Below are 13,259 nucleotides of genomic sequence, written 5' to 3' on the forward strand. Positions count from 1 at the left end.
AACGCTCCACCTAAAAATCCGGAGGAGCGTTTTTGACTTTCTTAAAATGATTTTGACTGAAAAGATCAGAAAGTGTATGTTGAGTAGCCATACCATTAATTGAAACCACACCATCACTACCAATACGTATCTCAACTTTATTTTGAATGGATTCCAACTCGTTCTCTATATGTTTATACACTTTCGTTAAAAAATGATACCGCTGATTCGAAGAACCCACCCAAGGACGTGTTAAGTCTAACTTGTCTTTAATAAAAGGACCGTCAATCAGTAAATCTGCTGCATTAAGAAGATTCTGTGCTTCTTTTCGTTCTTTAAGATTCTCATAAAGGTATCCAGAAAACACCATTACGGTTAATCCAATCTCCTTAACCATGACAGCAAGTTCTCCTAAAGGTTCTGCTTGGTCAAACGGTTCTCCACCAAGTATTGTGATACCTTCTATCCTGTTATCCTGTTTACTTCTTTTTATTTCCTCAAAGAGATCAATAACGCTTACTATCTTTCCGTTTTCTTTTGACCATGTCCATGGAACGCCACATCCTTCACAACGAATGGAGCACCCTTGTACCCATAGACAAAATCGTTTACCTGGACCTTCAACGGTTGTAACTGGCAAAAATCGATGTATAGTAAGTTCCATCAGAAATCGATGACTCTTCCTTCCATTTTTTTGGCTGATACTACCACAGGTTCTTTCTCTGGAAACAAGAGATATGGTCTTATTTTTTCAGCCAAATGTGGTTTAACAGAAAGTACCTCAACAAAGTGATTAAAAGATTGAAACCCATTTTCCTGACTTCGAGTAGAAATGATCTTCTTAGCGAACAAACCTCCAATGCCTGGGACTTTCGCTAACTCCTCCTCAGTTGTTTCGTTGATCATAACTTGTTCTACCCTCATTTCTTTCTCTTCTTTAAATTTTATTTGTTCATCTACAGTTTTAGATGGTAAAACAGGTTGCTTCTCTATTACCGAAGCAGCACCATACTCTCTAGCGATTGTCTTTTTCAAATAATCTATTTCTTTTTCTTTATACCCAGAAGAAAGTTTGGCATCAAGTCTTAGCAAATATTCAGGACGTATTTTAATTACATGAAGGATAGAAACAATATACCCAATTATATAACTCATAGTTCCAACATCACTTAGCCAAGTATCACTTAAAACCGTATCAGCAGTAATCATCATCAATATAAATGGGATTGAATACAGAATCCCTGCTACAAACCATTTTCTTTGTTTTACTTTATAAGAAACATAAAAGAATGAAATATAATTAAAAAAACCAAACGTAAGAAAAACCCAAAGCATCCATATTGAATTTTTCATCTCCCAAAACTTTCCTCTGTCCGTAACTGAAGCCATTTTATTAGTCTCCCTTCACTGTTTGTTGCTGTTCTTGGAAAGTTTGTATTTCTGTTTCGTGGTATTCTTCCGTAAAAGTTGAATCGACCGTTTCTGCATCAAGCAATTCTTCTAACATTTTTATATATGACAAACAGGAATTCCCTTTAATACCCATTGTTTCTGCGTAAAATTTACCGTCTTCTGCTATACGAATCTGAATCTTCTTCATCTTTCACCACCTACATTCGCGACATTAAAGGTTAATAGAATTGAACGATCTTTCTGTATTTCTTCAGATTCAAGTATCAGTCCTTTATCTTTCGCTTTTATCAGGAGCGCTTTATACGTTTCTTGTTGAATTAAATATTTATACTCGGTATGTAAATTTTCTATAAACTCTATAGCGTCATTTGCATCTACACTTTCATCAAAAACAGCTTCAAAGATCCCTTGCTCGTCTTGTTGGAAATAAATTTTAATATCTCCTATTTCTGTTTCATAGTTTTGCAGAGTAAGTTCATTAACCTTGCATCCATATTGCTCAATGGCTCTTTGTAATAAGTGATGTCGTTTCATTACTGTTTTTATCGTATACGTTTTTTCCTTAAATTTGTGTTTTTCAATCATAGAGCCCACAGATTGTGCAACAGCGATGCCAACAGGAATTAGTACTAATTCGATACTCATATCTATCACCCTTTCTTATTCATATCTTAGAAATCAATTGTACGTCCGCCTCGAGACGCTTTGATGTCAAACTCAGGGTCTGAATCCGCATTTTCAAAATACTCTTTTCGATCTTCACGAGGTGTTGCCGTTACTGCTCTTACATTTGCCCATTCACGGACCTTTTTGATCTGTTCTGCTTGAGTAACAGATAACGGAATGAATTGCTTACACACTTTTTCGAAATCACTGAGTCTCACACTTCGATCCTCGTAATAAGCTTCAAATAATCCATTAATCACGACCTGTTCAATTTCAGCACCCACAAATCCTTCCGTCAGTTCTGCCAAATATTCTAAGTTATAATCAGAGATATCGAATTCTCCTATAACTTCCTGTGCCTTTAATCTTTTCTTTAAATGGACTCTAAAAATATCAATCCGTTCCCGGTGAGTTGGCAGATCCACAAAAAAGATTTCATCAAACCTTCCTTTGCGCAACATTTCTGGAGGAAGACTGGAAATATTATTTGCTGTGGCAATAACAAAAACTGGCTTTTCTTTTTCTTGCATCCAAGTTAAGAACTGCCCAAAAATTCGGGAGCTTGTCCCGCCGTCTCCGGTAGAGTTTATCCCGCTAAAGCCTTTTTCAATCTCATCGATCCAGAGTATAGAGGGGGCTATGGCTTCTGCAGTTTGAATTGCTTTTCTCATGTTCTCTTCACTGCTTCCTACAATGCCGCTAAATATTTTCCCTATATCCAGCCTCAATAATGGCAGCTGCCACATTTCACTAATTGATTTACTTATTAAGCTCTTTCCACAACCAGGCACCCCTGTAATGAGCACCCCTTTTGGAGAAGGCAATCCATATAGTTGAGCCGATTCCAGCCAGGACTTATTTCTTTTTCGAAGCCACCTTTTTAAATTTTCCAATCCACCGATGTCTTCCATGTTCAATTCATTATTTACAAACTCTAAAATACCCGTTTTTTTAATGATTTGTTCTTTTTCTTCTAATATCACTTCTACATCATCGACAGATAATTTCCCATCTTCCACCATAGCACGTGCAAAAGCGTTTTCCGCTTCTGATAATGTTAATCCTAGTGCTGCTTTAACCAGCTTTTCAATTTCTTCATCAGACATATTAATTTCAATACGACCTCTTTGCTTATTAACTGCAATCATCTCTTCTAAACTATTCTTAATCTCTTTAAACGTTGGCAGATTGAAGTCAAAGATGGTAATATCCTTTTCCAGCTCAAGAGGAAGTTTTAAAATCGGGGATAAAAAAACGACGTTCTTTGGGTTTTGACTTTGTTTAAGATTGGATAATAGGTCTCTCAATTTACGAATGATTTGATAATCAGGAAGCTGGCCTTGATTACCAAAATAAACATGAAAATCATGTAAAATAAAAATAGCAGGGTCTTGGAACTTTTCGATGTATTCCAAAGCTCTTAACGGAGATTTAGTATCTGTAATACTCAAATCATCTCCTGATATGCCATTGGTCACTTTCCAAGTAATTAATTTTCTTGGTGTTTTGATTAATTCATGATTTGAAGCAATAGAGCGTATGAATTCAAGTGCCCTATCCTCTTCCCAAGTAGACAAGTAAAGGAAAGGAAAGCGTGCTTTAAAAAGATCAGCCATTAGTTTTTTTCTATTCAAATTTTTATCCATCGTAGCCACCTCAGTATTATTCAGTTATCTATCTATAAATGCTTACTAATATTTTACATTATAGTCCTATTAAATGGGACATGTTTATACAGACAGAGAGAGTTTATAAACACAAAAAAACCCCAGCCAATATTCATGACTGAGGTTATTAAATCTGAAATTATTGAGCTGTATAACCGCCATCGATAACGATTGCTTGTCCTGTTACACTCTTCGCTTTGTCACTTGATAGGAACATCGCATAGTCTGCAATTTCACTAACTTCTAACAAACGTTTTTGTGGAACAAGTGGATAGATTACTTCTTCAAGTACTTTATCAAGTGATACGTTTCTTGTTTTCGCTAAGTCTTCCATTTGACCGCGAACAAGTGGCGTATCTACATATCCTGGGCAAAGTGCGTTAACTGTAACACCTTCTGCTGCTGATTCTAATGCTGCTACTTTTGTAAGACCGATTACACCATGTTTCGCACTGTTATAAGCTGCTTTACCAGCAAATCCGATCAAACCATTGATGGATGAGATATTGATGATACGGCCGAAACCTTGTTGCTTCATGATTGGCATTACGTGCTTCGTTGCGATAAATGGTGCTGTCAGCATGATTTTGATCATAAGTTCGAATTTAGCTGTTGGAAACTCTTCGATTGGAGAAACGTGCTGAAGACCAGCGTTGTTGATCAGAACGTCAACACGGCCATACTCTTTGTGTGCTGTTTCGATCATACTCTTGATGTCTTCTTCACTTGTAACGTCGGCTTTAAGACCGATCGCTTCTAGTCCAAGACCTTTTAGTTCTTCTGCAGCCTTTTTAACGCCTTCTTCGTTAAGGTCTGTTAAGACTACTTTGCTTCCGTTTTGAGCGAATGTTTTTCCGATTTCAAATCCGATACCACTTGCAGAACCTGTAATAACGACTACTTTATTTTCTACCATACTATACTCACTCCTAAAAAGTTTTTATATAATTCCCATGCTTGCCATAATGATTCCAACAATTACAGCAATGGTAGGGATGATTAAAGCGACTACAAATACATCTTTGTACGTTTCTTTATGCGTTAACTGCGTTACCGCAAGAAGCGTTAACAATGCTCCGTTATGAGGCAAGATTGATGCTCCAGATGCAATGGATGCCATTCTATGGAATGCCTCAGGACTCATGCCTGTTGACTGAGATAAGTCATAATATGTTCCACCAAGAGCTTCTAACGCGATTCCCATACCACCTGAAGCTGAACCTGTGATCATCGCTAAAAGCTGTACGACTAAGGATTCAGATACAAGTGGGTTACTTGAGATTCCTAAAAGCAAATCAGTAATTCGGTCAAAGTCAGGTACACTCGTTACAACTGCACCGAAACCAACTGCGGCACTCGTGTTGATGATCGCCATAACAGAGCCTTTAGCACCTTCGTTCATAGAAGGAATGAACGTTTTGTATTGCTTGATATTGATAAGAAGAATAGCTAGAATTCCAGCTAACAACGAAGGAATTGGAGCGATTTTTAAGAAATTAAGTAAAATAACAACAACGATTAAAGGGACTAATGAAAGAATCCAGTTAGGAAGGTGTTCCTCATTTTCATCTTCATTCTCTTTTGACTTATTTGGTTCTGTATACTTTTCACCAGCTGCTGTTAAACGGTTCTCTCTGAACTTCAGCCAGAAATATCCGCCAACTGCCATGATCAGTGTAGCTACAATACCGATAATGGTACCCGCCATTGGGGTCGTCTTAAACGTGTTCATCGGTATTAAGTTTTGAATCTGCGGTGTTCCTGGTACAGCAGTCATCGTAAACGTGAATGCTCCAAGAACGATCGTAGGTGCGATCAATCTTCTAGAGATATCTGCCTTTTTAAACAATGCCAACGCGATCGGATAGATGGCGAACACGACAACAAACAAACTTACGCCACCGTATGTTAAGACAGCTGATGCTACCAAAACTCCGAGAATGGCACGTTTTTCACCTATAAACTTCGTGAACTGAATCGCAACCGATTTAGCAGCGCCCGTATCTTCCATCAATTTACCGAGTACGGCTCCTAATAAGAAGATCGGAAACCACGCTTTTGCAAAGTTTACAAAGCCGGTCATATACGTATTGGTATACGCGTCCATCAAGTCTAAACCACTCATCAGAGCAACAATACCTGCTACGATTGGAGCGACCCAGATGATCGACCAGCCCAGGTAGGCAAAAAACATGAGTAGAGCCAGACCTATAATGATACTAATCAAAATCTTTCCTCCTTTTTTATATAGAAAGAGTGCGCTTTCATCTATTAGCACTTACTTTTCAAAAGTTTTCATTGCACGAAGGACATTTTACTCCTGTGTATTTATTAAGTAAAATGAATTATAACTATAGATAGTATGCACAAAAGTTATAGAATGGAGATCTCCATATGGATATTCGACAATTGACTTATTTTCACGCTGTGGCCAAACATAAAAGCTTCACGAAAGCCTCTACCGTATTGCATTTATCTCAACCTAGTCTTAGTAAAATGGTAAAAAGTTTAGAAGACGAACTTGAGATGGAACTGATCGATCGCTCTTCGAGACAGATCGAACTAACAGAAGCAGGCGAAATTGTGTTTGAACAGAGCAAGATGATTCTAGAGTCTTTGGACAACCTATCATCAAACCTTTACGACTTAATGAACTTAAAAAAAGGGAAAATCAAAATTGGAATACCACCTCTTATCGGCTTCTTATTTTTCCCTAAAATCATCAAGAAATTCAAGGCATCCTACCCTGAAATACAGATTCAGCTCGTGGAACATGGCGCAAACCGTGTGCAACGAGAAGTGAATGACGGTCTCTTAGATCTAGGGGTTGTCGTTATGCCCTTAAATGAAGATAAACTCGAGATCGTTTCATTCTTAACCGAGCATCTTATGTTGTTTGTTCATCATTCACATCCGTTAGCGAATAGAGAAAAAGTATCGATGAAGGAATTAGAGAATGAATCTTTTATCATTTTTAAAGAAGGCTTCACCCTGCATGACAGAGTGATCAATGAGTGCCTAGCAGCTGGTTTTCAGCCTAAAATTTCCTATGAAAGCTCACAATGGGACTTCATCAGCGGCATGATCGGGGAAAACTTAGGAGTTTCTATCTTTCCAGAATCCATCGCAAAAAAGGTGGATCAAAATTTGATTAAAGCTATTCCGATCGTTGATCCTTCACTGCCTTATAAGCTAGGTATTATCAAAAAGAAAGATAAATACGTTGCGTATGCGACTCGAGAATTCATAAACATGCTCTCGCCATTTAGCGAATAACATATAACTAAAATGCATAATTTAGATATATTATATGTATTTTACGAATAGGTTGAGTTGAGATAAAGTAATTCCTATACAAATTATAGGAGGCACTACTCATGGAAAAAGATCGTTATCAAAATGGATTAGATAAATTGATGGAGTACACGCTAACGGATAACAAAGACATTTCAACACACTTAAAAATCTCAGATGACCTGCAAGATATTGCGCCAGATGTAGGAAAATACATTATTGAATTTGCGTACGGCGAGATCTATTCACGAGCCGGATTAACGAACAAACAAAGAGCGCTTGTAACCATTTCTTCTCTTGTGACACAAGGAACGGAACCACAATTGGAGCTTCATATCAATACGGGGCTGACGGCAGGATTAACGAAAGAAGAGGTCGTAGAGAGCATCACGCACTTGATTCCGTATACAGGTTTTCCTCGTGTGTTGAATGCGTTATCGATTGCGAAGAAAGTTTTTTCAATGCGCGATGAAGAAGTGAGTGAATTAAAGGCACATTAAAAAAAGTAGCTATCCTTTTTACAGGGTAGCTACTTTTTGTTATGCCTAGAAGTCTTGAGAGAGGTTGCTTTGCGCTCCAGGATGCTCGCTTTCCGGGGGGCGTGCGTTGAGCCTCTTAGCGCTTTGCGCTGTTAAGAGTCTCACCTTTCCCGCTGATCCCCCAGGAGTCTCGCACCTTGCGCTCCAATCAACTTATCAATGAAGTCTTGGGGGTGTCTATGTTATCGTACAAGCCCATTTCACTAGGCATTACAAGAAATCGTCTTCTTCTGTCTTCTCCAATTGCTCTGAATTACTAGGAACGTCTTTATATTCGATGTCGTATTTTTTGCTCAACAATTCCATTTCTGCGTGGTAAGCGTCTACCAATTGGAAGTATTCTTCTAATTTTAGATTAGACTGCGTGATCAGGTTTTCATCTTGTTGTTCTAACGCTTGCCTTTGAAGGATTAAACCTTCGTAAAAAGTTTCGGTAGCTTTTACGATTTGCTTCTTCATTCCTACTAATTCTTCTCCTTGAACATCGATCGTTTTCGCTTGAGACACTGCTTTTTCATAGGCAGGAATCGTCGTTTCCACTAACTCCAAATACATAGTCTCGTCATCGGTATAATTTGCACCTGAAACACTAGCTAAAGATTCAAAGGCTTGTACTTCGAAAGTAGATACTGCTGCCACGTCCACATTTATAAATTTCAAAACAGCATCTTGCTGTTCTTCCGTATTGATCGGCTCTGAAAAGCTTTGTGTTTCCTCTTCATTCTGCGTTACATCATTGCTCGTTCGATTTAAGGCCATTTCGCTCGAGTTCGCACCTGTCACTATTGAACTCACTAAAAACGATACTAAGAAAAGTGTATTCACGCTGTCAGCTCCCTCAACATTTTGTAAGTATTAATCAATACCCGGCTTGTTCAGGGGTTATGCCCCATAACTGTAAAAAGAGAGTGTTTGATGCTTCTTTTACAGAAAGCACAACGAGTAAAAACCCCGCTATTTCCATAACGGGGTTTTTGTTTATCTAAACTTTTTTACAATATGTTTCTCTTTTTAGATGGAGCCCATCTTATCTTAGAAGAAGCAAACATCCTTCCATTCTTCGCTACTTTTTTACTTCTAAAGAAATCTGCAATGATGTCTTTGTCGGAGTGAGGAATCTTCTCGCCATTTACAATTTGAGCACCGTTGATGCAGCCACTCGTGAGAAGAACAATGTCATTTTCTTCACTCAGAGACAATGCTTTGATCACCGCATCATGACGCGTGAGTTCTGAGTGAATGTTAGGTGCAGCAGGATTTTTGAAACCCTTCATCACGTGACCAACGATCTCACTCGGATCGTTATATCCTGGATGATCGACAGATACGACGATTTCATCTGCTTGGTTCTCAATCGTTTCCGCCATTTTTGGCATCTTCTCTTTATCTCTTATGCCAATACCCATGACTAACACAATCAGTCGACTATATGGCAGCTTTTTCACTTCTGTTACTAAGTTTTGTAACGCAACAGGAGTGTGTGCGTAGTCCAGAATGATCTTGCGTTTTTGTTTATGAATGATTTCAAATCTTCCTTCAGGTCCCGTCATTTCGGGTAGAACTTGAAGCATTTTTTCTAATGGAATTCCGATATGCAAACCTGTACAGATGGCGGAAAGAAGATTTGCTATATTATAAGTTCCGTAAAAAGGTGTTATCACAGAATAACTTTTTCCTTCAAGTGTTAAGGTAAACGAAGTACCGTTTGCTACCTGCTTAACATCTGTCGCGATCACATCTGCACCGCTTTCTTCATTCATGCTATACGTTAGCAAAGGACCTGCAAATAACTCAACGATTTCTTTCCCCATACCTTCGTCATCAATGTTCACAACCGCTTTTTTTGCTTGTTTAAATAATTTCAACTTCGCTTGTTTGTAGTTTTCGAATGTATGGTGAAACTCCAAATGTTCTGGCGATAAGTTTGTATGAATCGCAACATCAAAACAGATGCCCGCTGTTCTTTTTTGTTCAATTCCAACAGATGTAACCTCCATCGCAGCGAGTTGATCTCCATTTTCAACAAATTGTTTGAAGATGTGATGAAGATCAGGTGCTTCAGGCGTTGTTGGCGTGGACTGTTTCATGTTTAAGTTACCTGTAGAGGAAATCATACCTGTTGTTCCAATCGAACCCGCTTTCACACCACATAAGTTCATTAATGATCGAACATAAGCGGCGACCGTCGTCTTTCCGTTCGTGCCGGTAATGCCCACTGTGATTAATTTTTCATGTATACGTTTATTAAACAGGATAGATAATTGAGCCATAAATACGCGAGCATCCTCAACAAGTAAGAATGTACGATCCCTATAGATTTCGCTCGCCTCTTTTAAAATTGTTTTATTTTCACCAGCCACAACAACGGCACCGTTCTTGATGGCACTCTCAATAAAGTTGTGACCGTCAAATTGTTCACCCGTTATACAAACAAAGGAAGAGTTATTTGTTACGTTTCTGGAATCAAAGCAGACAGAAGAAATGGTTTGCTGTTTGCTTCCCCAAATTTCCCGAATACCTAATTGCTGCTTTTTTTGTTCAAAATGTATATTCATCTGTCTCTCCTTTTGCGATCAATCTATGAATCATTACTATAGTAGAATATAAAAGTTTGTATTTAAAATTTTTATGCACACATACTTTCTTTAAATACCCTAAGTATTCGATTGTTAACCTTTTTTTATTTATGTTTCTTCAACTTTTTGTGAGAAAAAAATAGCGTTAAATACTGGAAGGACGGGGTTAAAGAGTTTTTGGGGTCTTAGAATGCAGGATTATTTTCCAAAAAAATAACCACCGGAGAATGGTGGTTATTATTTAAAAGCTAAATCTTTTTTACAAACTCGGACTTCAATTTCATCGCGCCAAATCCGTCAATCTTACAATCAATATCATGATCACCCTCGACGAGACGAATGCCTTTTACTTTTGTTCCGATCTTAATAACAGAAGATGTTCCTTTGACTTTAAGATCTTTAATTACAGATACAGAGTCACCGTCTTGAAGGATGTTTCCGTTGAAATCTTTTACAACCTTTTCGTCTGATTCGCTCTCTGTTTCGAGTGACCATTCATGTGCACATTCTGGACATACGAGAAATGTTCCATCCTCATACACATAAGCAGAGCTACATTTCGGACAGTTTGGTAGGTTAGACATTAGGTAGTCCTCTTTTCTTATAGTTATGTTCATTTTACCACACTAAAAATTAGGTAAAGATGACTTAGCAGTATCGTTTCAAATCGCAATCCTTAATGTGAACATCAAAAATGCATTACGCTTTGAATCCATATACCTGTCCACTATAATTGAGTTATCATAATAATCAAACATCTAACATCATGGCTTTTCGTGTTTTGCAATTTTAAGTTCCAAAAAAGGAAGGGGAAATTGTAATGGAAAACAACAACAAGCCCGATCAAAAAGAACACACATCTGCAGGTCAATGTCCTGTCACACACCACAAGGATAGTGCGATTACGACTTCAAGAGCGCCACATGGTACGACAAATAAGGATTGGTGGCCGAATCAACTCAACCTGAACGTTCTTCGCCAGCATGACAAAAAATCAAATCCGATGGGAGACGATTTTAATTATCGTGAAGAGTTCTCCAAACTGGATTATGACGCACTGAAGAAGGATCTTCATGCATTGATGACCGACAGCCAGGATTGGTGGCCGGCGGATTATGGTCACTATGGTCCTTTCTTCATTCGTATGTCTTGGCATGCGGCAGGTACATATCGTACGGCTGATGGACGCGGTGGCGGTGGATCAGGTTCTCAACGCTTCGCACCACTAAACAGCTGGCCGGATAACGTTAACTTGGATAAAGCTCGCCGTCTGTTATGGCCGATCAAACAAAAATACGGCAACAAGATCTCATGGGCAGATCTCCTTGTTTTCACTGGTAACGTAGCCATTGAATCCATGGGGCTAAAAACGTTTGGTTTTGCTGGTGGACGTGAAGATATTTGGCATGCAGAAGAAGATGTTTATTGGGGAACGGAAAAAGAATGGTTAGCGGACAACCGTTATTCGGGTGACCGTGAGCTTGAAGACCCCCTAGCTGCGGTTCAGATGGGTCTGATCTATGTGAATCCGGAAGGACCGAACGGAAAGCCTGATCCGCTCGCGAGTGCTCGTGATATTCGTGATACGTTCAGCCGTATGGCGATGAATGACGAAGAAACGGTTGCGCTTATCGCTGGTGGGCATACGTTCGGAAAAGCGCATGGCGCAGGGGATCCATCTCTTGTAGGTGACGATCCTGAAGCAGCAGATATCGAAACGCAAGGACTTGGCTGGTTGAGCCGTCACGGCAGCGGAAAAGGCCGAGATACCATTTCGAGTGGTGTTGATGGAGCTTGGACGTCGAACCCAACACAATGGGATTACGGATATTTTGATCTTCTGTTCGGTTACGAGTGGGAGTTAACGAAGAGTAGAGCAGGCGCTTACCAATGGAGTCCTGTTGATGTGACAGAAGAACACATGGCACCTGATGCCGAAGATCCATCCATCAAAGTAAAAACGATGATGACAACAGCGGATATGGCTTTACGTATGGATCCGGACTATGAAAAAATTTCTCGTCGTTATTATGAGAACCCAGATGAATTCGCTGATGCTTTTGCACGAGCGTGGTTCAAGCTCCTTCACCGTGACATGGGGCCGAAAGTTCGTTATCTAGGTCCTGAAGTACCAGACGAAGATCTCATTTGGCAAGACCCGGTGCCGAGTGTGGACTATGACCTATCACCATCTGACATCGCTCAGTTAAAAGAAAAGATCCTAAATACAGGACTATCCGTGAGTGAGCTCGTCAAAACAGCTTGGGCTTCAGCAAGCACGTACCGTGTTTCTGATATGCGCGGAGGTGCGAACGGTGCGCGAATCCGCCTAGCTCCTCAAAAGAGTTGGGAAGCGAACGAACCTGAGCAACTGGAGAAAGTGCTAGGAATCTATCAAGATCTACAAAACCAGCTCGACACGAAGGTAAGTCTTGCGGACTTAATCGTTCTTGGCGGAAGTGCTGCTGTTGAAAAAGCTGCAAGAGATGCAGGCTTTGATGTTACCGTTCCATTTACACCTGGACGCGGTGATGCGACGCCTGAACAAACGGACGCCGTTTCGTTTGATGTTTTAGAGCCGGTATCAGACGGGTTCCGCAATTATCAAAAGAAAGGATATAGCACAAGCCCTGAAGAGATGTTCGTAGACAAAGCGCAGCTACTAGGTCTGTCTGCTCCTGAAATGACTGTCCTTGTCGGTGGTCTTCGTGTACTCGGGACAAACTATAAGAATACGAAACACGGTGTTTTCACCGACCGCGTTGGAACGTTAACGAACGACTTTTTCGTAAACCTGCTCGACATGGGCGTAGAGTGGAAATCAAAAGGCTTTAACGAGTACGAAGGCCGCGACCGTAAATCAGGAGAAGTGAAGCGAACAGCTTCCCGCTTTGATCTTGTGTTCGGGTCCAACTCAGAACTTCGCGCACTCGCTGAAGTATATGCGCAGAACGACAACCAAGAAAAATTTGTACGCGACTTTATTTCAGCATGGGTGAAAGTAATGGACGCTGATCGATTTGATGTTAAATTAAAATAATAAATAATGAACGCACCTAAATCCCGATTTCTGATGCAGAATTTGCTGCTTCAGAGCTCTTGAAATTAGGTGCGTTTTTTCCCGT

The 13,259-nt window shown here is 39.7% G+C and carries 13 protein-coding genes; 3 read left to right on the plus strand and 10 right to left on the minus strand.

The genetic code is table 11. The features are described 5' to 3' along the window. Positions 1-10 precede the first annotated feature (10 nt). The 7 genes from ABE65_RS20985 to ABE65_RS21015 all read right to left on the minus strand — a co-directional run bounded on the left by ABE65_RS20985 (position 11) and on the right by ABE65_RS21015 (position 5,952). Entirely contained in the window at positions 11-643 is a 633-nt protein-coding gene (locus ABE65_RS20985) for a 4Fe-4S single cluster domain-containing protein (protein WP_066399417.1), read from the minus strand. Continuing rightward, positions 643-1,368: a ComEA family DNA-binding protein gene (locus tag ABE65_RS20990; protein ID WP_066399421.1), complete on the minus strand. Its 726-nt coding sequence runs from the start codon at positions 1,366-1,368 to the stop codon at positions 643-645. The genes ABE65_RS20985 and ABE65_RS20990 overlap by 1 nt, the downstream gene beginning before the upstream one ends. Before the next feature lie 4 nt (positions 1,369-1,372). Then, a complete protein-coding gene (locus tag ABE65_RS20995; RefSeq protein WP_066399423.1) occupies positions 1,373-1,579 on the minus strand; it encodes a DUF2997 domain-containing protein in 207 nt (68 codons plus the stop codon). Continuing rightward, a complete protein-coding gene (locus ABE65_RS21000; RefSeq protein ID WP_066399427.1) occupies positions 1,576-2,037 on the minus strand; it encodes a hypothetical protein in 462 nt (153 codons plus the stop codon). The genes ABE65_RS20995 and ABE65_RS21000 overlap by 4 nt, the downstream gene beginning before the upstream one ends. Before the next feature lie 26 nt (positions 2,038-2,063). Then, positions 2,064-3,704: an AAA family ATPase gene (locus ABE65_RS21005; protein ID WP_066399429.1), complete on the minus strand. Its 1,641-nt coding sequence runs from the start codon at positions 3,702-3,704 to the stop codon at positions 2,064-2,066. 160 nt (positions 3,705-3,864) lie between these two features. Continuing rightward, positions 3,865-4,641 carry a 3-hydroxybutyrate dehydrogenase gene (locus ABE65_RS21010; protein WP_066399431.1) on the minus strand — a complete coding sequence of 259 codons (777 nt, stop codon included), beginning with the start codon at positions 4,639-4,641 and terminating at the stop codon, positions 3,865-3,867. Positions 4,642-4,665: 24 nt separating this feature from the next. Continuing rightward, positions 4,666-5,952 carry a GntP family permease gene (locus ABE65_RS21015; protein ID WP_066399434.1) on the minus strand — a complete coding sequence of 429 codons (1,287 nt, stop codon included), beginning with the start codon at positions 5,950-5,952 and terminating at the stop codon, positions 4,666-4,668. Between the two features lie 167 nt (positions 5,953-6,119). Between ABE65_RS21015 and ABE65_RS21020 the strand changes: the two genes are divergently transcribed. Continuing rightward, positions 6,120-7,001: a LysR family transcriptional regulator gene (locus ABE65_RS21020; protein ID WP_066399436.1), complete on the plus strand. Its 882-nt coding sequence runs from the start codon at positions 6,120-6,122 to the stop codon at positions 6,999-7,001. A 101-nt stretch (positions 7,002-7,102) separates the two neighbouring features. Then, positions 7,103-7,519, plus strand: a complete 417-nt coding sequence (locus ABE65_RS21025) for a carboxymuconolactone decarboxylase family protein (RefSeq protein ID WP_066399442.1) — start codon at positions 7,103-7,105, stop codon at positions 7,517-7,519. Between the two features lie 249 nt (positions 7,520-7,768). Here ABE65_RS21025 and ABE65_RS21030 read toward each other — a convergent pair whose 3' ends face one another. The 3 genes from ABE65_RS21030 to ABE65_RS21040 all read right to left on the minus strand — a co-directional run bounded on the left by ABE65_RS21030 (position 7,769) and on the right by ABE65_RS21040 (position 10,718). Further along, on the minus strand, positions 7,769-8,383 hold the full coding sequence (locus ABE65_RS21030; RefSeq protein WP_066399444.1) for a hypothetical protein: 615 nt from the start codon (positions 8,381-8,383) through the stop codon (positions 7,769-7,771). 167 nt (positions 8,384-8,550) lie between these two features. Next, positions 8,551-10,113, minus strand: coding sequence for a UDP-N-acetylmuramoyl-L-alanyl-D-glutamate--2,6-diaminopimelate ligase (locus tag ABE65_RS21035; RefSeq protein ID WP_066399449.1), 1,563 nt, complete (start codon positions 10,111-10,113; stop codon positions 8,551-8,553). A gap of 269 nt (positions 10,114-10,382) precedes the next feature. Further along, positions 10,383-10,718, minus strand: a complete 336-nt coding sequence (locus tag ABE65_RS21040) for a zinc ribbon domain-containing protein YjdM (RefSeq protein ID WP_066399450.1) — start codon at positions 10,716-10,718, stop codon at positions 10,383-10,385. Positions 10,719-10,954: 236 nt separating this feature from the next. On the opposite strand from ABE65_RS21040, the gene katG reads away from it, so the two are divergent. Next, a complete protein-coding gene (gene katG / locus ABE65_RS21045) occupies positions 10,955-13,174 on the plus strand; it encodes a catalase/peroxidase HPI (RefSeq protein ID WP_066399452.1) in 2,220 nt (739 codons plus the stop codon). Positions 13,175-13,259 lie beyond the last annotated feature (85 nt).

This window comes from Fictibacillus phosphorivorans (assembly GCF_001629705.1).
Taxonomy (GTDB): Bacteria; Bacillota; Bacilli; order Bacillales; family Fictibacillaceae; genus Fictibacillus; species Fictibacillus phosphorivorans_A.